General features: G+C 65.8%; 18 protein-coding genes. 7 read left to right on the top strand and 11 right to left on the bottom strand.

The features are described 5' to 3' along the window. Positions 1 to 148: 148 nt before the first annotated feature. The 3 genes from BLS55_RS00810 to BLS55_RS00800 all read left to right on the top strand — a co-directional run bounded on the left by BLS55_RS00810 (position 149) and on the right by BLS55_RS00800 (position 2,929). Positions 149 to 727 carry a gamma-glutamylcyclotransferase family protein gene (locus BLS55_RS00810; RefSeq protein WP_092152534.1) on the top strand — a complete coding sequence of 193 codons (579 nt, stop codon included), beginning with the start codon at positions 149 to 151 and terminating at the stop codon, positions 725 to 727. 75 nt (positions 728 to 802) lie between these two features. Continuing rightward, positions 803 to 1,270 (top strand): pyridoxamine 5'-phosphate oxidase family protein, encoded by a 468-nt coding sequence (locus BLS55_RS00805; protein WP_092152429.1) that lies wholly within the window; start codon positions 803 to 805, stop codon positions 1,268 to 1,270. 90 nt (positions 1,271 to 1,360) lie between these two features. Further along, on the top strand, positions 1,361 to 2,929 hold the full coding sequence (locus tag BLS55_RS00800) for a sigma-54-dependent Fis family transcriptional regulator (protein WP_092152428.1): 1,569 nt from the start codon (positions 1,361 to 1,363) through the stop codon (positions 2,927 to 2,929). A 99-nt stretch (positions 2,930 to 3,028) separates the two neighbouring features. Here the strand turns inward: BLS55_RS00800 and BLS55_RS00795 are convergent, their stop codons facing one another. The 10 genes from BLS55_RS00795 to ispG all read right to left on the bottom strand — a co-directional run bounded on the left by BLS55_RS00795 (position 3,029) and on the right by ispG (position 15,548). Further along, on the bottom strand, positions 3,029 to 3,952 hold the full coding sequence (locus BLS55_RS00795) for a formyltransferase family protein (protein WP_180365355.1): 924 nt from the start codon (positions 3,950 to 3,952) through the stop codon (positions 3,029 to 3,031). Positions 3,953 to 4,231: 279 nt separating this feature from the next. Further along, complete coding sequence (locus BLS55_RS00790; protein WP_092152426.1) at positions 4,232 to 5,311, bottom strand: ABC transporter substrate-binding protein; 1,080 nt, start codon at positions 5,309 to 5,311, stop codon at positions 4,232 to 4,234. Next, the gene (locus BLS55_RS00785; RefSeq protein ID WP_092152425.1) at positions 5,305 to 5,568 is read right to left on the bottom strand and encodes a SpoIIE family protein phosphatase; all 264 of its coding nucleotides are present in this window, start codon (positions 5,566 to 5,568) and stop codon (positions 5,305 to 5,307) included. The genes BLS55_RS00790 and BLS55_RS00785 overlap by 7 nt, the downstream gene beginning before the upstream one ends. 361 nt (positions 5,569 to 5,929) lie before the next feature. Continuing rightward, positions 5,930 to 7,336, bottom strand: coding sequence for a TolC family outer membrane protein (locus BLS55_RS00780; protein ID WP_257243076.1), 1,407 nt, complete (start codon positions 7,334 to 7,336; stop codon positions 5,930 to 5,932). Positions 7,337 to 7,827: 491 nt separating this feature from the next. Further along, complete coding sequence (dxs, locus tag BLS55_RS00775) at positions 7,828 to 9,726, bottom strand: 1-deoxy-D-xylulose-5-phosphate synthase (protein WP_092152424.1); 1,899 nt, start codon at positions 9,724 to 9,726, stop codon at positions 7,828 to 7,830. Position 9,727: 1 nt separating this feature from the next. After that, positions 9,728 to 10,636, bottom strand: a complete 909-nt coding sequence (locus BLS55_RS00770) for a polyprenyl synthetase family protein (protein ID WP_092152423.1) — start codon at positions 10,634 to 10,636, stop codon at positions 9,728 to 9,730. Beyond that, entirely contained in the window at positions 10,636 to 10,917 is a 282-nt protein-coding gene (gene xseB, locus BLS55_RS00765) for an exodeoxyribonuclease VII small subunit (protein WP_257243075.1), read from the bottom strand. The genes BLS55_RS00770 and xseB overlap by 1 nt, the downstream gene beginning before the upstream one ends. 286 nt (positions 10,918 to 11,203) lie before the next feature. Further along, on the bottom strand, positions 11,204 to 12,667 hold the full coding sequence (gene xseA, locus BLS55_RS00760; protein WP_092152421.1) for an exodeoxyribonuclease VII large subunit: 1,464 nt from the start codon (positions 12,665 to 12,667) through the stop codon (positions 11,204 to 11,206). 77 nt (positions 12,668 to 12,744) lie between these two features. Beyond that, positions 12,745 to 14,475, bottom strand: coding sequence for a proline--tRNA ligase (locus BLS55_RS00755; protein ID WP_092152420.1), 1,731 nt, complete (start codon positions 14,473 to 14,475; stop codon positions 12,745 to 12,747). After that, the gene (ispG, locus tag BLS55_RS00750; RefSeq protein ID WP_092152419.1) at positions 14,475 to 15,548 is read right to left on the bottom strand and encodes a flavodoxin-dependent (E)-4-hydroxy-3-methylbut-2-enyl-diphosphate synthase; all 1,074 of its coding nucleotides are present in this window, start codon (positions 15,546 to 15,548) and stop codon (positions 14,475 to 14,477) included. The genes BLS55_RS00755 and ispG overlap by 1 nt, the downstream gene beginning before the upstream one ends. Positions 15,549 to 15,744: 196 nt before the next feature. Here ispG and BLS55_RS00745 point away from each other — a divergent pair, with 196 nt between their 5' ends. The 4 genes from BLS55_RS00745 (at position 15,745) to ychF (ending at position 18,957) form a co-directional block, all read left to right on the top strand. Further along, complete coding sequence (locus BLS55_RS00745; RefSeq protein WP_092152418.1) at positions 15,745 to 16,413, top strand: FlgO family outer membrane protein; 669 nt, start codon at positions 15,745 to 15,747, stop codon at positions 16,411 to 16,413. A gap of 10 nt (positions 16,414 to 16,423) precedes the next feature. Then, positions 16,424 to 16,759, top strand: coding sequence for a tetratricopeptide repeat protein (locus BLS55_RS00740; RefSeq protein WP_092152417.1), 336 nt, complete (start codon positions 16,424 to 16,426; stop codon positions 16,757 to 16,759). Between the two features lie 9 nt (positions 16,760 to 16,768). After that, on the top strand, positions 16,769 to 17,380 hold the full coding sequence (locus tag BLS55_RS00735) for a FlgO family outer membrane protein (RefSeq protein WP_092152416.1): 612 nt from the start codon (positions 16,769 to 16,771) through the stop codon (positions 17,378 to 17,380). Positions 17,381 to 17,856: 476 nt separating this feature from the next. Further along, positions 17,857 to 18,957 carry a redox-regulated ATPase YchF gene (gene ychF / locus BLS55_RS00730; RefSeq protein ID WP_092152415.1) on the top strand — a complete coding sequence of 367 codons (1,101 nt, stop codon included), beginning with the start codon at positions 17,857 to 17,859 and terminating at the stop codon, positions 18,955 to 18,957. A gap of 112 nt (positions 18,958 to 19,069) precedes the next feature. Here ychF and BLS55_RS00725 read toward each other — a convergent pair whose 3' ends face one another. Continuing rightward, complete coding sequence (locus BLS55_RS00725; RefSeq protein WP_092152414.1) at positions 19,070 to 21,100, bottom strand: methyl-accepting chemotaxis protein; 2,031 nt, start codon at positions 21,098 to 21,100, stop codon at positions 19,070 to 19,072. Between the last annotated feature and the right edge of the window lie 318 nt (positions 21,101 to 21,418).

Below are 21,418 nucleotides of genomic sequence, written 5' to 3'. Positions count from 1 at the left end.
GGCGGCGGTGGGGTGAGTTCGCGTGTCGGGGCCGCCTGCCGCCGGCGGGCGGCGGGGCAAACAGGGCGGGCAAACAGGGCGGGCAAACAGGGCGGAGCACTAAGGCGGAGCAGAAGGCGGCATGCCGCGGGCTCCGGAAGGGGGCGTCATGGACATTACCACGGCTTTTACGCGTTATGGACGGCCAGACAGACAGTACTGCTTCGCCTACGCATCCAACATGCACCCGGAGCAGATAGGCGCGCGTTGCGCAACCCCGCGGATGGTGACCGTGGCGCGGCTTTCGGACCACACGCTGGCTTTTTTCGGCAAAAACCGCGTCTGGGACGGCGGTATGGAAACCGTGGTCGCCGCGCCGGGGCGCGAGGTCTGGGGCGTGCTCTACGAGCTCACCTTCGGCGACGCCGCCAGCCTGGACATCTGGTGCGGCGCGCGCCTGGACGGTGGCGGCGTGTATTTTCACTATCCGGTGCGGCTCTTGGACGCGAGCGGCGGCAGGCATGCGGCGGTGCTGTATAAGAAGGACGTGCAGGGCCCGCCTGTGCCGCCCAGCCGGGAGTATCTGGCCTATATTCTTTCCGGCGCGGCGGCGCGGGGGCTGCCTGCCGCCTACCTGGCCCAACTGAAAAATTTGTCGGCTGCGCCTGCGCGCTACCCCGTGCCCAGAGCGGGGGGAATTGCGCGCGGCGTGCTGCAAGAAGCTACCTGCGCAACGTGCGCCGGGTAAGGACGGGCGGTCCGTCCTTGCCCGGCGCGCCTCTTGCTTTTACGCTGACAGTACACGCACACAAAGGAGCGGACCATGCAGGAAAGGATGCGGGAACACCAGTTGAGCGAAGCGCAGACGGCGGCGTTGCTGCGCGCGGCGGAGGTAGGGCATCTGGGCACCGTGGGGGCGGGGGGCTTCCCCTATGTGACGCCCGTGCATTTTGTGCTGTTGGAAGGGCGCATCTATATTCACGGTCTGGCCAAAGGGACCAGGCTGCAGAATCTGCGGGAGAATCCGCGCGTCTGTTTTGAGACGGCGGGCCCGCACAGCTACCTGCAGGCGGAAACGCCCTGCGACACCAATACGGCCTACCAGAGCGTCATCGTCCTGGGCACGGCAACGGTGGTGGAGGCGCGGGAAAAGAAGATCCGCGCGCTGGAGGCGCTGGTGGCCAAGTATACGCCGCAGCATGTGGGCAAAACGTTTCCTGAAAACATGCTCAAAATGACGGCGGTAGTGGAGATCACCTTCCTGGAAGTTACCGGGAAGTACTATGCCTGAGGCCGGGGCCGGCGTACTGTGGGCAACAGACCGGCAGCGCGCCGGCAGGCGGCCTGAGCCGTCGGCATCCTTCAATCCGGATTTTCCCCCATGTGTTCCCCTACCGTTATTGACGCCCACTGCGCGCCGGACCCCTGCCGGGGCCGGATTATTGCCCTGTTGCTGGAGGTGGGGCGGCTGCTTGCGGAGCAGGACGACATCGTGGCCGCCCTGGACCGCCTGCTGGCCTATATGCAGCACGAAATGGGGATGCGCCGGGGCATGATCAGCCTGCTGCATCGGGAATCGGGGCATGTTTTTGTTTACCGCAGCGTGGGGATGACGCCTTCGGAGCAGGACCGGGGCGTGTACCACCTGGGCGAGGGCATTATCGGCCGGGTGGTGGAAACGGCCAGCCCCATGGTGGTGCGCGCCATCGGCGACGAGCCCGCGTTTCTGAACCGCACGGGCAGCGTGGCCCTGGAATCGGACAAGCGCATGTCCTTCATCTGCGTGCCCATTGCCCTGGGGCGCAAGGTGCTGGGGGCCATCAGCGCCAGCCGCCTGTACGCCAGCGACGCGGCCCTGCGCAAGCATGTGGACGTGCTTACGGTTATGGCGCAGATGCTGGCCCACGCCGTGGAGCTGTACCTGGTGGAGCATGTGGACCGGGTGGAGTGGGAAAAGCGCACCCGCCTTTTGCTCAGCGAGCTCAAGGAGCGCTTCCATCCTTCCAACATGATCGGCACCTCCCGCGCCATACAGGCGGTGTACGACCTTATCCGCAAGGTTTCGCCCACGCGCACCACGGTGCTCCTCCTGGGGGAAAGCGGCGTGGGCAAGGAAATGGTGGCCAACGCCCTGCACTACGGCGGGCTTACGCCCGGCGGGCCCTTCATCAAGTGCAATTGCGCTGCCCTGCCGGAAAGCATTGTGGAAAGCGAGCTCTTCGGCCACGAAAAGGGCTCCTTCACCGGGGCGGGCTTTCGCAAGGGGCGGTTTGAAGCCGCCGACGGCGGCACGATTTTTCTCGATGAGGTGGGCGAGCTCTCCCTGGGCGTGCAGGCCAAGCTGCTGCGCCTTTTGCAGGAGCGCCGCTTTGAGCGGGTGGGGGGCAACGTCAGCATCCCCGTGGATATCCGGATTATTGCCGCCACCAACCGGGATCTGGCGGCCATGGTGGCCCAGGGCGCCTTCCGGGAAGACCTTTTTTATCGGCTCAACGTGTTCCCCCTCACCATACCGCCCCTGCGGGAGCGGGGGGACGACGTGGTGGCCCTGGCCGAGCATTTTCTGGCCCTGTACGCCCAGGAGGCGGAAAAGAACATCACGGGCATCGCGGCCTCGGCCATGGGCATGCTGTTGCGGCATTCCTGGCCGGGCAACGTGCGGGAGCTGGAGAACGTCATCCACCGCGCCGTGATCCTGGCGGACGACAGTGTGCTGCACGCCCACGATCTGCCGCTGGAGCTGCAGCAGCCCGATGGCAAAAGCAGCGAGCGCCCCGGCCTTGAATCCCGCCTGGCGTCCATTGAATACGACATGCTGGTGGAGGCCCTGCGCCGGTGCCGGGGCAATACCACCAGGGCGGCCGAGATCCTGGGGCTGACCCGCCGCAGCATGGGCCTGCGCATGAAGCGCTTCAACCTCACCTACCGTCAGTTCCGGCAGGAGGGCTAGGCCCTTTCGGCCCTCTTCCCGGCGTCAGCGTGCCTCACCCTTGCCAGGCCTTGGCGGCGGCGTTGCCGGTCAGGACGTTATGGATGCTGAAGTCTGTATTCATGCGTACACTCCACGATGGGCCGCGCACAGGGCATGCAGCCCCGCCTCCCGTGAGGCCGCGGCGTACCATGCTGCAAGGCTCCCGCCGGGCAGCTGGGGCCCAGGTGCGGCGGAAGGCAGAAAGCGGGCCAGAATTTCCAGGTAGCTTGCGGCATCGTATAGCTTTTTGCCTGCCTCTGTGAAGGCCTGAAAGGCGGCCGCATCGGGGAAGGCATAGTAGCGGCGCAGCGTTGGATTCTGTTCCCGCTCCGGCGGCTGTTCGCCTTTGGCCAGGCGGGACAGCACGGTGCCGAAGGCGGCAATGCCTGCCCGGTAGATGCGCTGTCGGTTCCAGAACAGACAGCGGCTGTAGTCCAGGGGCACGGGCACGCCCGCCAGCAGCGGGCCGCAGTCGATGTGGGGCGTGATGCGGTGCAGGGAGCAGGCTGTCTGCCTGTAGCCCAGGCGCATGGCCCAGAAAGAGGCGTTGGGCCCGCGGCATTGGGGCAGGGGCCCCGAATGGGTGTTGATGCAGCGGCCTTGCATGCGCTCCAGCACGAATGCGGGCAGGATGTAGTCAAAGCGGCAGGCATAGACCAGATCGGGGCGGAACTCTTCCAGCGCGGCCAGCATCTGGTCGTTGTGGCGGCCGTGTTCCAGCAGGCGCACGGGCGTGTTGTAGCGGCGCTCCAGGCCCTGGAAGGTCAGCAGGGCCGCGTCCGCCGGCGGGGCGGCCTGATCCAGCAGGGGGAAGAAGGCGTTTTTCAGAAAGTCCCGGTCATGCCAGGTGCAGCAATCGGCGTGGGGGTTGCCGCGTTCCTCCGGCAGCAGGTCGTCGGAAAGCAGCGCCCGCAGGCTGTGGCAGGGCGACAGCAGCGCGAAGAGCTGGTTGAGATTGCAGCAGCCCTGGATGTCGTATTTGCTCAGGATCAGGATGCGCATGGTCGGGTATCCTTTGCCGTTCGCGAGGTGGCAACAAAGTTGGCGGGGCGATGTCGGTTTATAGGGCATTGCAACTTTGAAATGCCCTGGCGGCTGCGTGAACAGACGCCCGCTGTGGAGGCGTAAGCGCAATTTATTTGCGCTGTTAAGCGCCGAAACGAGCGTGCCGTAAACTTTGAGAATGCTTGTTCTCAAAGTTAATCTGCTCTAGAGGACTGCAAAACCTGGGCCAGGGTCGTTCCGGGGCGGATTCCCCGGCGGGAAAGCCCCGGAATGGCCTCAGCGCAGGTCCGGCTTGCTCGTGGTTGCATAGATTTCATCAGCCACCACCAGAACGTCAAAGGGGAGGTTGAAGCCCAGCTTGCGGGCCGTTTCCAGGTTGAGGGCAATGAGTGGTTCGCTTGTGCCTGTCAGATGGACCTGCGCGGGCGGTGTGCCGGAAAGGATGCGCATGGCGGCCTGGGCCAGGCGGCGGCCTGTAGGTGAAAAATCCCAGGTGGAAAAGCCCATGAGGGCTCCCCCCTGCACAAAAATGGATCCGTCCCTGGCGAAGGTGGGCATGCCATAGCTGATCAGCAGGTCGAGCAGGGGGGTGGGGTCCGCAGAGGACCAGTCGAAACAGTTCAGCGGCCCGATAAAAAAGGCGTCGGCCCCGCGTTGGTGCAGATCTTCAATGCCTTTGCGGCAGGCGGCGGCGGATTCGTCGGGGATGACGGCTTCCAGTACGCTGAAGCTGGCCTCCTGCGCCACGGCCAGGGCGTCGTCCACGCCGCCGTAGACTTTGCCGGTAGGGCCGGCCGGGTACATGACGCCCAGCTTCTTGAAGCCGATGACGTCGTGGAAGACGCGGTACATGTTTTTCCAGCGGTCGGGCACCACCTCGCAGGTAAAGTTGGGGGCCACGGATTGGGCAGGGGCTTTCATGAAGCCCGCGGCCAGCGGGTCTGCCAGGGCCAGCCCCAGAATGGGGGTGCGGCCGTCGTTAACCGCCAGCAGAGCGCGCACGGCGTCGGTGCCTGCGGCCAGGATGAGGTCCGGCCCGGCGGCGAACAGGCGGCGGGCCTGGCCCTCCAGATCCTGAGGCGAACCCCGCCAGCCAAGGCTGACGTGCAGGTCTTCCGGATAGAGGATGCGGCAGCCCTGCGGTCCGTTCAGGGCAGCTTTGAAGGCGGCCAGGGTTTTGGCGTAGAGCCAGAAAGGGCCGGCCTCCAGGTATGCAATGCGACAGGTTTTTTCCTGTGCGGCCGCGGGGGCGGGGGCAAAAATGCCGCTCGCAGACAGCGCAAGAACCAGCGCCGCAACGCAACGGAAGGCGCGGGCCGCGCAAAGGGAACGGAGAAGGCGGAAGGGGATCAGCATGCGGTCTCCCTGGGGGTTGCGTTGCCGCGAAAGTGCAGACAGAGCATGACCAGATCGTCGGAAGGGGTGGCGCCGCCGGTATGGGCGGCCACGGCTCTGGCCGTCAAAGCAATGAGGGCTTCAGGATAGCGGCGCGGCAGGCCGGCCAGCAGGCGGAGCATGCGCTCGTTGCCGTAGGCTTCCTGGCGGGCGTTCATGGTTTCGTTAAGACCGTCGGTGTACAAAAACAAACTGGCGTCGGGCGGCAGGGTCTTCATGACCGGCCTGAGTGCGAACTGTCGGGACGCAAAAGCTGGCCAGGAAAAAAAGATTCAATAAGTATTGAACAAGGAACGCAATCTGTCAATCCGGTCCGAACTCGCAGCTGGGGACTCAGGCGGCGTGCGGCGGATGGGCCCAAGGTGTCGGGACAGCGCAGGGCAGCGCAACACTGGCAGGGGTAGGGGGGGCTTGCTTTGGGGCTGCAGACACGCCGTGGCCTGTGTTGTCAGCCCATACGCCCAACGCGGTCGGGCTATGCACGCCTTGTTCCTCCCCCCGTCGGCTGCGCTGGGCCGTCAACATGCAAAGCGCCCGAAGCGGGTCCGCTTCAGGCGCTTTGCGTGTTGCTGGGGGCAATCAGTTGAACCAGCCGGGGGCGAATTCTTCCCGCGGGTCTTCCTTGTCCTTGGGCGGCGCTTTGGCCAGCGGCGCGGTATTTATGGAAAGCTGCGGCAGCAGCTTGCCGGTAAGAGCGCACATCCGGTACGCGCCCACCAGGATATTGCCGTGGGCCGTTTCCGCCTGCGTGGCGGAATTGTAGAGCTCGCTTTCGGCGTCCAGAACGTCCAGAATGCTGCGGCGGCCGATCTGGAACTGCTCGGCATAGGCGGAGCGCGTGTACTGGTTGTATTCTATGGCCTTGGAATAATGCTTGAATTGTTCCTGCGCGGCCAGGTAGTTGGTCCAGGTGCTTTCCACATCCAGCTTGAGCTCGTCCATGAAGTTGTACATGGTCTGGCGGGTCTGGCGCACGCGGGCGGCGGCGGCGCGGCGTTCGGCCACATCCGCCCCGCTGTTGAAGATATTCCAGCGCACGACGCCCAGCACGTCAAAGCTGTAGACCCAGCGATCCGTAGAGCCGCCCCGGTCCGTATAGTTGGGGCCGGCCTCCAGGTTGAAAGTGGGGTACATGGCCGCGTCGGCCAGTTCGCGTTCCCCGCGCGAGGCGCGGATATCCTGCATGTAGGCCGCCAGTTTGGGGTTGCTTTGCTCGGCCTGGGCGATGGCGTCCTTGGGCCCGGCATAGAGCTCCGGCGGCATGGGGACGGGCTGAAGGCGGCCCGCGGCGGGCAGGCCCGTAAGGCGGGTGTAGGTTTCCTCCGCCACCAGCAGGGCGGCCTTGGCCTCGGAAAGGTTGGAGAGCGCCCGCTGCAGGCGGGACTGGGCCTGCGTCACGTCGGCCGCCGTGTCCGCTCCGAGGCTGGCGCGGTCCTGCGCCTGGGAGACGAGCGCTTTGTGGCGGGCCACGTTGCGTTCCGAGAGGGCCAGAATGTTGCGGCGGCGCAAGAGATCAATGTGGGCGATAATGCCGTCCAGCGAGAGGGACGTAGCCGTGTCAAACACCCGGTGCTTGACCGATTCCAGCGTGGCGCGGGCCGCGCGCACCCGCGAGCGGGTGGCAAATCCGTCCCAGATGGGCTGCACCAGCTGCGCGCTGACGCCCACCAGGCCCCACATCTGGGAATCCAGATCCTCGCTGCGGGTGGTGGAATCGCTCAGCACGCTGCCGCCGGCCCGGCCGGTCACGTCCACTTTGGGGCCGAAACCGGCCTGGGCGCGATCCAGCTCGTGTTCAAGCGCCTGCCGGTTTTCCTGCATGCCGCGCAGGTTCCGGTGCGTGCGCAGCACGCCATAAACGGTGTCTGTAACGCTGAAGGGTTGCCCTGCGGGTGGAGGCGGCGGGTATGCGGCGGGCTCGGCCGCGCAGGCGAGGGAGGGGAAAAAACACGTCAGTCCAAGAAAAAAAACAAGCAGATGTTTCACGGTTTGAACTCCTGACAGGGAAGACGTACCGTACAGCGTCTTTCCGCCTTGGGGCGGCGCATCGGCATCAGGCCCACATTCCGTCGGCAAGCAGGACGGAACGACACGCCATAACTGAACCTTACATACTGATTCTGCACATAAAAAGCAATATTCTTTGTAAAAATTGTGCTCATGGTTATTATTGCCGGCAGGAATAGCAAAAATTACAGATGGTTTGTAAGGAAATCTCTTTCCTGGACGCCGTTTTTGATAGGTTGTCTTGTAATTTTCCAGGTTTTTTCACGCTGCTCCGCCAGGTAAAGCCGCGCCGCAAGGGAAAGGCCCGTTGTGCGCGGCCGGGTCCGCGCGCGACGGCATGGCAACGTTGCAATGCTATGACGGCTGCGTGAGCGGACGCTGCGCCGTGGAGGCGCAGCAATTCAGTTTCGCTGCCAAGCGCCGGAACGCGCGTGTCGTAACCTTTGAGAGTGCATATGCGCAAAGGCGCTCTACAGCTGGGCGCGCAGCAGCTCCAGCATTTCCGCCGCCAGGTTGCCGCTGCACAGGCCGACCATTTCGCGCAGGCGCAGCTGGTTGCCGTGTTCCACAAAGGCGTCGGGCAGGCCCACGCGCTTGATGCGCTGGCCGCGCAACAGCCCGGCGTCGTTCCAGTATTCCAGCACGGCGGAGCTGAAGCCCCCGGCCAGCACGCCTTCCTCCACCAGCAGGATGCGGTCAAAGCGGCGGGCTATGTCGGCCAGCTGCTCTTCCGGCAGGGGTTTGAGCCAGATGGGGTCAAAGACCAGCGGCCGCACCCCCTGCGCCTGCTCCACCTGGGCGGCGGCCTCCAGGGCGGGGTGGACGCGGCTGCCCGCCGCAATGACGGCCAGGCCTTCCCCCTCCTGCAGCACTTCGCCCCTGCCGGGGGTGAGCAGGCGGGGTTCGCCCGTAAAGGGCACGCCGAAGCCCGCGCCGCGCGGGTAGCGCAGGGCGCAGGGCGCGCGCAGGTCCAGGGCTGTGCGCAGGGCGTGGCGCAGCATGTCCTCGTCGCGCGGGGCCAGCAGACGCATGTTAGGAATATGGCGCAGGTAGGCGATGTCAAAGGCCCCGTGGTGCGTAGCGCCGTCCTCGCCCACCAGGCCGGCGCGGTCCAGGCAGAAGGTCACGGGCAGGCTCTGGATGCAGACGTCGTGCACCACCTGATCGTAGCCGCGCTGCAGGAAGGTGGAGTAGACGGCCAGCACGGGTTTGAAGCCCTGACTGGCCAGCCCGGCCGCAAAGGTAACGGCGTGCTGCTCGCAGATGCCCACATCCACAAAGCGTTGGGGAAAGCGCGCCCGAAAGCGGTCCGTGCCCGTGCCTTCGGGCATGGCCGCCGTGATGGCGATGATCTTGTCGTCGCGCTCGGCCAGGTCCACCAGAGTCTTGCTGAAGACGGCGGTAAACGAGGGCACGGTGGTTTTGCTGGCCACGGGCTTGCCCGTTTCCGGCGTAAAGAGGCCTACGCCGTGATAGAGGGTGGGGTTTTGCTCCGCCGGGGCGTAGCCTTTGCCCTTTTGGGTGCGCACGTGCAGCAGCACCGGGCCGTCTTCAATGGCCGCGGCCATCTGCAGGTGCCGCCGCAAGGCCGGGATATCGTGCCCGTCCACCGGGCCGATGTAGGTGAAGCGCAGGGCCTCGAAGAGCATGCCCGGCGTAAAGAACGACTTGAAGCTCCATTCGCCGCGCTGGGCGTATACGGCCAGCTTCTGCCCAATGCGCGGGATGGAGCGCAGGAATCTGAGCACTTCGCGCCGGGTCTGGCGCACCCAGCGGCGGGAGAGCGTGCGGCTGAGAAACAGGGAAAGCGCCCCCACGTTGGGCGAAATGGACATCTCATTGTCGTTGAGAACCACAATGAGCCGCCGCCCCATGTGCCCGGCCAGGTTGAGGCCCTCCAGGGCCTCGCCGGCCGTGAGCGAGCCGTCGCCGATGACGGCCAGCACATGGTGCCGGAGCCCGGCCAGATCCCGCGCCAGGGCCATGCCCAGAGCTGCGGAAATGGACGTGGAGGAGTGCCCCACGCCGAAGTGGTCGTAGGGGCTTTCCGTCGGGCGGGGAAAGCCGGAAATGCCCCCCAGCCTGCGCAGGGTGTGAAATTGCCTGGCCCGGCCTGTGAGCAGCTTGTGGGCGTAGGCCTGGTGGCCCACGTCCCAGATGAGTTTGTCTTTATCCAGGTTGAAGGTGGCAAAGAGGGCCAGGGTCAGCTCCACCACGCCCAGGGAGGGCGCCAGGTGCCCGCCGTTGTGGGAAACCACGTCAATGATGCGTTCCCGCACTTCGGCGGCCAGGCGGGTCAGCTCGGCGTCGTCCAGGCCGCAGAGCTGCGCCGGGGAAGCGATGTCGTCCAGATGGAGTGCGTCCGCCATGTCAGGCCGCCCTGCGCATCATATGCTGGACCAGGGCGCGCAGAAAATCCGCTTCCCTTTCTATGCAGGCGGGGCCTTCCATGCCGTCCAGGGCCGTCTGCGCCGCCGTCACCTGCTGCCAGCCCAGTTCCCGGCTTTTTTCCAGGCCCACCAGACGGGGGTAGGTCATCTTGCCCTGGGCCGCGTCGCTGCCCGCGGGCTTGCCCAGGGCGGCCGTATCTGCGGTTTCGTCCAGGATGTCGTCCGCAATCTGGAAGGCCACGCCAAAGGCCGCGCCGTAGGCGGCCACGGCTTCCCGCACAGGCGCCGCCGCTCCGGCCAGCAGCGCGCCGCACACGCAGGCCCCGCGCAGCAACGCGCCGGTTTTGAGGGCATGCACCTGGCGCAGCTGTTCCAGGCTGATCTCCGGCCCGCCCGTATAGACCATGTCCCATTCCTGGCCGCCCACCATGCCTGAAGCGCCCGCGGCCAGGGCCATTTCGCGCACGGCCGCCAGCACCCGCTCCGCAGGCAGCGGCGTGCGGCTCATGACCAGAAAGGCGTCGGTCAGCAGGCCATCCCCGGCCAGGATGGCTGTGGCCTCGTCAAAGGCTTTGTGGTTGGAGGGCCGCCCCCGGCGCAGATCGTCGTTGTCCATGCCCGGCAGATCGTCGTGGATGAGCGAGTAGGTATGGATCATTTCAATGGCGGCGGCAAAGGGCAGCACGCTTTCGGGCTTAAGGCCGCACAGGGCCGCCGTGCTCAGGCAGAGCACGGGCCGGAGCCGCTTGCCCCCGGCCAGCAGGCTGTAGAGCATGGCCTCCTTGAGCCGGGGCTGCATTTCCCGATCGTCCAGACAGGCGGACAAATAGCCTTCCACCAGCTGCGCGCGTGCACGCAGCAGATCCTTCATGGTCTCTTGAGGCAACATTATTCCTTCTCCCCGGCGTCCGCTGCGTCCGCGGCCGCACCGGCGTCGTCCGCGCTGCAGGGCGCGGCCTGCCCGTCCTGCCACAGCTCCAGTTCGTGGCGGGCTTTTTCCAGCCGTTCGCGGCAGAAGCGGGAACAGGCCATGCCCTCCCGGTAGAGGGCCATGCCCTGTTCCAGCGGCAGATCGTCCGATTCCAGCGCCGCGACGATTTCCTGCAGACGGGCCATCTGTTTCTCAAAATTCTGTTCCTGGGCGTCGCTCATGGTGCACCTGTTCGCCAATAGGATCGGCAGGAAGTTTGTGTGGGGGAAGGAAACTTTTGCGCGCCGCGCCTTCGCCCGTAACGAGCGCTGCTGTCTTCGCCCGTAACTTCCTGCATTGTAATGGGCTAAGCTGGCCAAAAGTTTTCTGCCCCCACGGCCCATCCTGCAAAAAAAATTTTCTTTCCGCACAGAGCCCGCCGGCCCTGCCCTGACCGAAGCGGAAGGCGGTATTGAAGGAGTGGCCGCAGCCTGTCAGAAGGATGTGTACACCACTTGTCCGGGGTTGTACAAATGCCTGCCCGGCCTATTCCGCGTCCTGCCGCACCGTGCGCACTTCGGCCCCCAGGCTGCCGTCGGCCAGGCGCACCGTTACGCGCGCGCCCGGCTGCACGCCCGCCACGGAGCGCAGCAGGCTTCCGTCCGCCCCGCGCACCAGGGCGTAGCCCCGGCGCAAGGGGGCTTGCGGATCGACGCCCGCGAGCGCCATGTCCAGCCGTTCTCGGCGTTGTTCCCAGAGCGTGACCTTTTGCCGCCAGAGGCCGGACGCCAGGCCCGATAGCCGTGCGAGTCGCTGTTCCCGCCGCTCCAGCAGCCGGGGCAGACTTTCCTGCAGCCGCGCCTCCAGCAGGTGCAGGCGCGCCGTGGGGGCGGCCAGACGTCCCGGGCGGGCGGCGCTGCGCCGGGCCTGATCCAGGCGCTCCAGGCGCAGCCGTTTGTCTTCCAGCCAGCGGTGGGCCGCCCGCTGCAGCGCTGCGTCCAGATTTTCCAGCCGTTCGGCCAGGCGGGTCTGCCGCCGCTGGGGCGAAAACCAGCGCAAGCCCTGTTCGCAGTGGGCCAGGGCCTGTTCCCGCGCGGTCAGCCGTCGCTCCCAGGCCGCGCGCAGGCTGTCCGCGGTCTGGTCCGTCATCTGCGCCAGCTCGGCGCGCGGCGGCCAGAGCAACTGCGCCGCGTGGGAGGGCGTGGCCGCGCGCACGTCGGCCGTCATGTCCGCCAGCGTAACGTCCACTTCGTGCCCGATGCCCGCCAGCACCGGCAAGCGGGAGCGGAATACGGCCGTGGCCACGCTTTCCTCATTAAAAGCCCACAAATCCTCCAGTGAACCGCCGCCCCGGATGAGCACGATAACCTGCGCCCAGCCCTGGGCGTTGGCTTCTTCCAGTGCGCGCACCAGGGAGGGCGCGGCCTCCGCCCCCTGCACCAGGGCCGGGAAGAGGCGCACCCGCGCCCCGCTGCCCCTGTCTGCCGCCAGCCGCCAGAAGTCGTGCACGGCAGCGCCCGTGGGCGAGGTGATCAGCGCCACGCGCTGCGGATCCCAGGGCAGTCTGCGCTTGCGTTCCGCGGCAAAATACCCCTGGGCCGCCAGCTTGCGCTTGTTCTCTTCAAAGGCCTGGGCCAGCAGGCCTTCCCCGGCGGGCTGGGCCAGCTCTACCGTGAGCTGGTACTGTCCGCGCGGGGCGTATACGCCGATGCGCCCGGCGCAGAGCACGTCGAGCCCGTTGCGCAGCAAATCCGCGGGCGCGGGCCGGGGCGCGTCAAAGACTTCGCCCGTGAGCGGGTCAAAGGTCTGCCCGCCCCGTCCCTGCCGCTGCCGGAACCACACGCACTGGAGCTGCGCCTCCTGATCTTTGAGGCTGAAGTAGACGTGCCCGGAGCCGGGGCGGGAGAGGTTGGTCACCTCGCCCCGCACCCAGACAAAGGGGAAGCGCCCTTCAAGGCTTTTGCGCAGCTCTTCCGTCAGCTCGCGCACACTCAGAATGACGTCGGTCATGGCTCCACCTGAAAAAGACCTGGCGCGGCGGGCAGGTTGCGGACGCCGCCGGAAGCAAAACGACGCGCGCCCGGCGGTCAATCCAGCAGTTTTTTCCACCCCGCGCGCACTTCCGCCGCCCACGTCCGGAAGGCTTCGGCCAGGCCATCCAGGGGGAGTTCGCCCTTTTGCCCCGTGCGGCGGTCCTTGCATTCCAGCACGCCGCGCTTAACGCCTTTGCCGCCCGCCACCAGCTGCAGGGGGAAGCCCAGCAGATCCGCATCCTTGAATTTGACGCCGGGGCGTTCCTCCCGGTCGTCCAGCAGCACGTCCACGCCCATGTCGCCCAGCATGGCGTAGACTTCCTCCACCACGGCGTTTACGGCCGCATCGCGCGGGTCCAGGTTGAGCAGCATGCAGTCAAAGGGGCTGATGGCCGGGGGAAAGATGATGCCGTGCTCGTCGTGATTCTGCTCAATGGCGGCGGCGGCCACGCGGGAGATGCCGATGCCGTAGCAGCCCATGATCATGGTCTTTTCCTTGCCGTTTTCGTCCAGGAAAACCGCGTGCATGGGCTCGCTGTATTTGTAGCCCAGCATAAAGATGTGGCCCACCTCAATGCCTTTGGTCAGGCTCAGGCGGCCGCCGCAACGTGGGCAAGGGTCGGTTTCGGTAACGGCGCGCAGGTCGGCCCAGGCCGTGACGACGGCGTCGCGGCGGAGGTCCACATGCCGCAGGTGCGCGTCGCCCGCGTTGGCCCCCGTCACATAGTCCGTGCCGCCCGCGAGCTCACTGTCGGCATAAATGGGTGCGTTAAGGTCCACGGGGCCGGCAAAGCCCAGGGGCGCGCGGCTTGCGGCCTCCACCGTTGCGGGGTCGGCCAGGACCACGTCCTGGGCTTTGAGCAGATTTTTGAGTTTGATGTCGTTAACCTGGCGGTCGCCGCGCACCAGCACGGCCACGGTCTTGCCGTCGGCCTTGAAGAGCATGGTTTTGACCACCTGCGTCATGGGGACGCCCAGTAGGGCGGCCACATCCTCGGCGCTGTGCGCGCCGGGTGTGGCGACCTGTTCCGCCGGGGGGCAGGCGGCAGCGGTGGGCGCGCCTTTCCAGAGCGCTTCGGCCCGCTCCACATTGGCGGCGTAGTTGCAGTCATGGCAGAAGGCGATGGTGTCCTCGCCCGTATCCGCCAGCACCATAAACTCGTGCGAGAAGTTGCCGCCGATGGAGCCGGAATCGGCCTCTACGGCGCGGAAGCGCAGGCCCAGGCGCTGGAACACGCGGGTATAGGCCGCTTGCATGGCCTTATAGCTTTCTTCCGCGCCCTGGTTTGTGGCGTCGAAGGAGTAGCCGTCCTTCATGATAAATTCGCGCCCGCGCATGAGGCCGAAGCGGGGGCGGATCTCGTCGCGGAATTTGGTCTGAATCTGATACAGGCGCACGGGCAGCTGGCGGTAGGAGCGCACTTCGCCGCGCACCAGATCCGTGACCACTTCCTCGTGGGTGGGGCCCAGGCAGTAGTCGCGGTTGTTGCGGTCCTTAAAGCGCAGCAGCTCCTTGCCGTAGTGTTCCCAGCGGCCCGTCTCCTTCCATAGGTCGGCGGGCTGGACCATGGGCATGAGCAGCTCCTGGTAGTCTGCGGCGTTGACCTCCTCGCGCACGATGCGCGAAATTTTTTCCATGACGCGCAGGCCCAGGGGCAGGTAGGTGTACAGGCCGGAGGTGAGCCGCCGCACCATGCCCGCGCGTAGCAGCAGCTTGTGGCTGACCACCTCCGCATCGGCCGGGCTTTCCTTGAGGGTGGGGATGTAGCAGGCACTGAAGCGCATTAGTCTGATTCCTTTTCGTTGAGCAGTGATTGCAGTTCTTCCATAAAAGCCGCCAGCAGGGCTTCCTGCCCCTTGACCGAGCGGATGACCTCGCCTTTGCGAAAAATGACGCCTTTGTCCCTGCCGCCGGCCAGGCCCAGGTCGGCCTCGCGGGCCTCGCCAGGGCCGTTGACCACGCAGCCCATGACCGCCACCTTGATATCCGCCGTGGATGTGGCCAGGCGGTCCTCCACGGCGCGGGCCAGGGAAAAGAGGTCGATTTCCGTGCGCCCGCAGGTGGGGCAGGAAATGATTTCCGGCCCGCGCGAACGCAGGCCCAGGGCGCGCAGAATCTCCCAGGCCACGGTCACTTCCTCGGCCGGGTCGGCGGTGAGCGAGACGCGCAGGGTATCGCCTATGCCTTCGTGGAGCAGAAGGCCCAGGCCCACGGCGGATTTGACCGTGCCGCGCAGCAGCCCCCCGGCCTCGGTGACGCCGATGTGCAGGGGGTAATCGCAGGCCTGGGCCAGCAGGCGGTAGGCCGTAACGGTATCCAGCACCGAGGAGGATTTGAGGGAAATTTTGGTGTCGTAAAAGCCGCGCGCCTCCAGCAGCCGCACATGCCCCAGGGCGCTTTCCACCAGGGCTTCGGGCCGGGGGCCGCCGTACTTCTGCAGCAGGCCTTTTTCCACCGAGCCGGAGTTGACGCCCACCCGGATAACCGCGCCGTGGGCCTTGGCTGCGTCCACCACCCGGTCCACATGTTCCCTGGGGCCGATATTGCCGGGATTGATGCGCAGGCCTTCCAGCCCGGCCTCCACGGCGGCCACGGCCAGGCGATAGTCAAAGTGGATGTCCGCAATAAGGGGCAGGGAGGCGCCCGCGCGGATGGCGGGCAGGGCGGCTACGGCGGCCATGTCCGGCACGGCCAGCCGCACGGCCTCGCAGCCGCGGGCGGCCAGACGGGCTATCTGCGCGAGGGTGGCCGCGGCGTCCCTGGTGTCGGTATTGGTCATGCTCTGCACCGCCACCGGGGCGTCCCCGCCGATGGTCAGCCGCCCCAGCCGGATGGCGCGGGTTTTGTGTCTGCCCATGCTTCCCCCTGCGCCCGTCGGGGCGCGTTCCGTAAACGAATTCTTTATGCCATTTCGCCCTGCAAGCCAAGCCCGCGCCTGGAACATGTTTTGCAAGGATGGAGCATACGGCCGTGTGCGGCGGCGGATTTTTCCCCCGCGCTCAAGTTTTTGGCGCGGCCGCCGATAAGAGGGCAAGAACCCTTTTGAGGTTAGTATGTCGCATCCTTTTTTACGCTGTTGCCTCTGCTGCGCCCTGCTGCTTCTGCTGCCCGCCTGCGGCAGGCACGGGCCCTCGGCCCTGGACCCAGGGTATACGGACGCTGTGGAGATCAAGCTGAAGGCCCGCGAACTGGCGGACCAGATGCTCGCCACCATGCCCAACGACGCCCTGCAGGGCGTGGTGGCCATGCCCACGGCCTTTGTGGACCAGAACAACACCGCGCGCAGCTCAGCCCTGGGCCGCCTGCTGGCGGAATCGCTGTTCTACGAGTTTAACCAGCGCGGCTTTCCCGCGCGGGAATACCGCCTCACCGGGGCCATTTCCGTCCAGGGCGGACGGGAGGACATAGCCCTGGCCGCGGACCAGATGGTCAGCACTGTGGGGCAGAAGTGGGCCGCCCTGGTGGTGGGCACCTATCATGTGGATAAAGACGCCACTTTTGTGAACGCCCGCCTGGTGCGCGCCAGCGACGGCCTGGTGCTGCGCACGGGGCAGCTGGTGCTGGTCAACACGCCCATTGTGGCCCGCCTGAGCGAGCCCGACGCCCCAAGGGCGAAGCCCGTGAGCGTGGCCCAGAACGCCGCGCCCCGGCGGCCCGTGAGCCTGTATACGCCCATGCAGGCCGTGAGCAGCGGCGTGGTGCCCATCCGGCAAGGGCGGTGAGGGAGGAGCTATGCTGCGCCTGTTGTCAGCCTTTTGCTGCCTGGCCGTTCTGCTGGCCGCAACGCCTGCCGTGCGGGCGGACGGCCTTTCCGCCTATGGCGAACAGAGCGAAGGGGACGCCGCGGCCCGCAAGGCCGCCAGAGAACACGCCGCCTACCTCTCGGACGCCAACGAATACAGCCTGAAATATATGCAGGAAGCCCGCGAATACCGCAGCCTGGGCCGTTACGAGTTGGCCCGGCAGCGCTATTTGCAGGCCCTTTCCATCTGCGCCGACGATGCCACGGCGCAGATCCTCCGCCGCGAGCTGGACGGTGTGGATCTTTTGCTGCGCACCATGCGCTGAGGTTGTGCCATGTACCGCTGGAGTATTGTCCTGCTTGTGCTGGCGGCCCTGCTTTTTCCCCTTGCCGCCGCCGCCGGAAACGTGCCGCGCGCTGCGGACAGCATTGCCAAACAGATGGACGAACAACTTATGATGCGCTACGCCGGGGACGACCCCGGCATGACCAGCAGCGAGCGCAAGTCCCTGGCCCGCGCCCGGATCATGATCCTGGGCACGACGCCTGCCAACATCAACAATCTGGAAGAATCCTCGCCCCTGGCCCGGCAGATGACGGAAGAGGTGGCGCGCTGGCTTGTCAACAAAGGCTACCGCTTTCAGGAAATCCGGCGGGGCAGCGTCATCCGCTTTGACCAGCGGCGCGGCGAGTTCTACCTCACCCGCGATGTGCGCAAGCTGGCCGCAACCAGCGGCACGGGCCAGGCCGTGCTGGCCGGCACCTATGTGGTGAGCCGGGAGCAGGTGCGCTTCAGCATGCGCCTTATCCACACCACCAGCGGCGAGGTGCTGGCCATGGGCACGGCCACCGTGCCCATTACCGACGACATGCGCAACCTTGTGCGCGACCGCGGCCCCGGCGCGGGCGACGGGCTGACCCCCACCGTGCGTACCCGCCTGCAATAGAAACGCGGCGCTTCCGGGGAGGGTTTTTCTTGCGGCAGTGCCATGTTGCAATGCCGTGGCGGCTATGTGCGCAGACGCTCGCCGTGCAGGCGCAAGCGCACTGCATTTGCGCTGCTGCGCGCCGGAACGAACGTGTCGTAACCTCTTGAGAAGACATATTCTCAAAGGCGATCTGCCCTGGGGGCAGGGCCGGGCGTTTTGCGGCAGGACCGGCTTCCAGCCCCGACGCTTGCACTTTGTTTCAGGGGGGCTTTGGCTTCCGGCTCCGGCGGTTGGGCCCGGCCCCGACCGCAGCTTTCAGCCTCGGCTTTTGGATTCGACCGCCTTGCCCTGCGCCGCGCTTGCGGCTATAACAGGCCCGCTCCGGCGCATGTGCCGGGGCGGCATTTTTTATCCGGCCGGCGCACCGTCCCCTGGGCGCGCGTCGGCACACTGTTCCGGCGGCTGCGCAGGCAGACGCCCGCCACGGAGGCTGCATGTCGCTCAGCATCGGTATTGTGGGCTTGCCCAATGTGGGCAAATCCACGCTGTTCAACGCCCTGACCAAGGCGCAGAACGCCCAGGCCGCCAACTATCCCTTCTGCACCATTGAGCCCAACAAGGCCACGGTGGCCGTGCCGGACGCGCGGGTGGACGCCCTGACCGCCAAGGCCCGGCCGCGCAAGACCATTTATGCCAGCGTGGACTTTATCGACATTGCCGGGCTGGTGCGCGGGGCCAGCAAGGGCGAGGGGCTGGGCAACCAGTTTTTGGGCAATATCCGCGAATGCGCGGCCATCGTGGAGGTGGTGCGCTGCTTTGAGGACGAAAACGTCACCCATGTGGACGGCGACGTGAACCCCCTGCGCGATGTGGAAACCATTGAGCTGGAACTGCTGCTGGCCGACGTGCAGGGCGCGGAAAAGCGCCTGGAAAAGCTGCAGAAGCTGGCCAAGGGCAGCAAGGAGGCCAAGGCGGCCGCCGAGCATATGCAGCAGCTGCTGGCCCACCTTAACGAGGGCAAGGCCGCACGGGACTTCCCCCTGCCGGAAAACGAGGGCTTTCTTGCCGCCTGGCGGGAGCTGGGCCTGCTCACGGCCAAGCCCGTCATATATTGCGCCAATGTGGACGAAGGGGCTGCCGCCCAGGGCAATGCCCTGGCCCAGGAAGTGGAGGCGCTGGCCAAGGCGCGCGGCGCGGGCTTTGCCCGCATCTGCGCCCGGCTGGAGGAGGAGCTGCAGGGCCTGGACCCGGCGGAGCAGGCTGAAATGCTGGCCTCTTACGGCATTGAGGAAAGCGGGCTTGCGCGCATCATCCACACGGGCTACGCCACCCTGGGGCTGTGCAGTTATTTCACCGCCGGGCCGGACGAAGTGCGGGCCTGGACCATCCACAAGGGCTGGAAGGCCCCGCAGGCCGCGGGCGTCATCCATACGGATTTTGAGCGCGGCTTCATCCGGGCCGAGGTCATTGCCTACGACGACTACATGAGCCACGAAAGCGAGGCCGCCTGCCGCGCCGCCGGCGTGCTGCGGGTGGAGGGCAAGGACTATGTGGTGCAGGACGGCGACGTTATGCACTTTTTGTTCAACGTGTAGCGCCGCCGGGTGCTGGCCAGGCCGGCGGGCCAGGGCGGCAAGGGCCGTGTGCGCCGACAAAAAAGGGGGGGGCTTGCGCCCCCCCCTTTTTCTGCGTTTCTGCGTAAGGCCGTCAGGCCTTTTTCATGGTTTCGATGAGCCCCACCAGGTTCCGGGCCTGTTCGCGCAGGGCGTCCAGCTCCTGGTTGACGGCCCGCATGTCCGCGCTGGTGGCGGCGGCGATCTGGTTCACGTCGGCGATGGAGCGGTTGATTTCCTCGCTGGCCGAGGATTGCTCCTCGCTGGCCGTGGCAATGGCGCGCACTTCGTCGGCGGTCTGTTCCACCATGCCCACAATTTCGTTTAAGGCCTCGCCGGACTTATTGGAGAAGTCCGTGGCTTCGGCGATGTTTTTGGCGGCCACATCCGCCTGGCCGATGCTCTGCCCGGCGCTTTCCTGGATGGCGTGGATGGCGTTGCCCACGTCCGTGGTGGAGGCCATGGTTTTCTCAGCCAGTTTGCGCACCTCGTCGGCCACCACGGCGAAGCCGCGCCCGGCGTCGCCCGCGCGGGCGGCCTCAATGGCGGCGTTGAGGGCCAGCAGGTTGGTCTGGTCCGCAATGTCCGAGATAACGCCCATGATGTGGCTGATGGCACGGGCGTGCTCGTCCAGCTGGTTCATACCTTCCTTGAGGGCCAGGGACTGGCGCTGCACTTCCTGGATGCTGGACACGGCCTGGGAAACAATGGTCGCGCCGCTTTCGGCCTTGTTTTTGGTCGCGTTGGAAACGTCCGCCGCGCCGCCGGCGTTTTTGGCCACCTCCAGAACGGTGGAGTTCATTTCCTCCATGGCGGTAGCCGTTTCGGAGAGCCGCGCGGCGGCGTGGTCCAGGGCCTTGGCGGTGTTTTCCACCCTGGCGGCCATATCGTTGATGGAGGCGTTGAGCTGATCCACCACCCCTTCAATCTGGGCGGCGGCGTTGACCATGCCTTCCTGTCGGGCGCTTTCGGCGCGGGTCTGGGCTTCGCGGGCCTCGGCCATGGCTTTTTCCGCTTCCGCGCCTTTTTTGCGGGCCTCTTCAGCCTGGGCTGCGGCCTCGCTCACCAGGTTGCGCAAATTGGCCTCCATGCTGCGCAGCGAATCGGCCAGGAGGCCCATATCGTCGTGGCTGTGCACGTCCAGCGTCAGGTTGTTGTCCTTGCCTGCGGCCACGGCCTGGGCGTAGCTGGTGATCCTGGCCACGGGCGCGCCCACCATCCGCCCCAGAACGAAGGAGATGGTGAGCTGAAAGGCCAGCAGGGCACAGCCCACCATAACGGCCTTCTGGATAGCGGTTTTTTCCAGCCCGCGCAGCACGTCAATGGGCATGCCCACGGACCACATGCCCACGGTTTTGCCGTCGGCGGCTTTAACCGGCCAGTAGGCGGAATTGTACGGCACGCCCAGAATGGTATTGTGGGCAAAGACGGTTTCGCCCCGCTCCAGCACGGCCTTGACAATATCCTTGGATTCCAGCTTGGTGCCGATGACGCGCTTGCCGTCCCGGACGATGGTGGTCATAACGCGGGTATCGCCCTTGAAGATGGTCACATGGGAGCCCGTCACCTTGCCGAGCCAGTCCATATAGGCCGGGTCCACCAGCGAAACGCCGATGGAGATGCTGCCCACTAGGCGGCCCTCGTACATGACCGGCTGACTAGCCCGCAGGGTGAAGGGCACCACGGTGCCCGCAACCACGGCCACAGCCGGTTGGCCCTTGAGGGCCTTAACCACGGTTTCCTGCTTAAGGACGCTGTCGCCGTACTTGGCGGAGTGCCCGCGGCCCACCACCACGCCTGTAGCGTCTGTGATGGTCATGAAGTCGGAGTTGGCCTTCTCCATAGCTGCCTTGCCCAGGCGGGAGACCGTTTCGTGGTCTTTTTCGGCGATGGCGCGGGCAAGGCTGTCTTCGTCAGCAATGAGCGCGGCGCTCTGGGCAAAGCGCTGGGCCGTGCTTTCATTGGACATGTGCACCACCTGACACATGCGGCGGATGCCTTTGTCCAGCTCGTCCTCAATGGGCACTTTCATATAGTAGATGGAAACAAACAACACTATGCCGCAACAGGTGATCAGGGCGCCGAATAACGAGCCCACATACTTGTGCATAAGTGTCCAACGCATGGGTCTGCTCCTTGAGTGCGCGCACGCCGAACCGGCCGCAGGCTGCGGGACCGCCGTTCGGTCGCGCGTGCACGCGGCTTTTCGGTCGCCCGGCGCGCGCCGGGGGGGAAAACTGCACCTGTTGGTCGCGGGCCGCCGCCTTGGCGCGCCCCCGCGCCATAGCGACAATGCCGCTGTGCTCTTTTTTATTTTTTCGACAAAATTTTATAAAAGTATAGGGCAAAGAGCAAGTTTCTCTTTTTATAACAATTGATAATCTATACTTTTAGCGCAAATACACTATCGCTGCGGTCAGAATTCTGTTGCCGCGGCAGCCGC

Source organism: Desulfovibrio legallii (genome assembly GCF_900102485.1).
In the GTDB taxonomy this organism is placed as follows: domain Bacteria; phylum Desulfobacterota; class Desulfovibrionia; order Desulfovibrionales; family Desulfovibrionaceae; genus Desulfovibrio; species Desulfovibrio legallii_A.
Note: the sequence above shows the minus strand (reverse complement) of the source record. Positions and strands in the feature narration are given on the sequence as shown.

What these genes read in the sequence shown, in the direction of transcription:
- BLS55_RS00810 (WP_092152534.1), top strand. Translation starts at nt 149, where the DNA reads ATGGACATTACCACGGCTTTTACGCGTTATGGACGGCCAGACAGACAG.
- BLS55_RS00805 (WP_092152429.1), top strand. Translation starts at nt 803, where the DNA reads ATGCAGGAAAGGATGCGGGAACACCAGTTGAGCGAAGCGCAGACGGCG.
- BLS55_RS00800 (WP_092152428.1), top strand. Translation starts at nt 1,361, where the DNA reads ATGTGTTCCCCTACCGTTATTGACGCCCACTGCGCGCCGGACCCCTGC.
- BLS55_RS00795 (WP_180365355.1), bottom strand. Translation starts at nt 3,952, where the DNA reads ATGCGCATCCTGATCCTGAGCAAATACGACATCCAGGGCTGCTGCAAT.
- BLS55_RS00790 (WP_092152426.1), bottom strand. Translation starts at nt 5,311, where the DNA reads ATGCTGATCCCCTTCCGCCTTCTCCGTTCCCTTTGCGCGGCCCGCGCC.
- BLS55_RS00785 (WP_092152425.1), bottom strand. Translation starts at nt 5,568, where the DNA reads ATGAAGACCCTGCCGCCCGACGCCAGTTTGTTTTTGTACACCGACGGT.
- dxs (WP_092152424.1), bottom strand. Translation starts at nt 9,726, where the DNA reads ATGGCGGACGCACTCCATCTGGACGACATCGCTTCCCCGGCGCAGCTC.
- BLS55_RS00770 (WP_092152423.1), bottom strand. Translation starts at nt 10,636, where the DNA reads ATGTTGCCTCAAGAGACCATGAAGGATCTGCTGCGTGCACGCGCGCAG.
- xseA (WP_092152421.1), bottom strand. Translation starts at nt 12,667, where the DNA reads ATGACCGACGTCATTCTGAGTGTGCGCGAGCTGACGGAAGAGCTGCGC.
- BLS55_RS00755 (WP_092152420.1), bottom strand. Translation starts at nt 14,475, where the DNA reads ATGCGCTTCAGTGCCTGCTACATCCCCACCCTCAAGGAAAGCCCGGCC.
- ispG (WP_092152419.1), bottom strand. Translation starts at nt 15,548, where the DNA reads ATGGGCAGACACAAAACCCGCGCCATCCGGCTGGGGCGGCTGACCATC.
- BLS55_RS00745 (WP_092152418.1), top strand. Translation starts at nt 15,745, where the DNA reads ATGTCGCATCCTTTTTTACGCTGTTGCCTCTGCTGCGCCCTGCTGCTT.
- BLS55_RS00740 (WP_092152417.1), top strand. Translation starts at nt 16,424, where the DNA reads ATGCTGCGCCTGTTGTCAGCCTTTTGCTGCCTGGCCGTTCTGCTGGCC.
- BLS55_RS00735 (WP_092152416.1), top strand. Translation starts at nt 16,769, where the DNA reads ATGTACCGCTGGAGTATTGTCCTGCTTGTGCTGGCGGCCCTGCTTTTT.
- ychF (WP_092152415.1), top strand. Translation starts at nt 17,857, where the DNA reads ATGTCGCTCAGCATCGGTATTGTGGGCTTGCCCAATGTGGGCAAATCC.
- BLS55_RS00725 (WP_092152414.1), bottom strand. Translation starts at nt 21,100, where the DNA reads ATGCGTTGGACACTTATGCACAAGTATGTGGGCTCGTTATTCGGCGCC.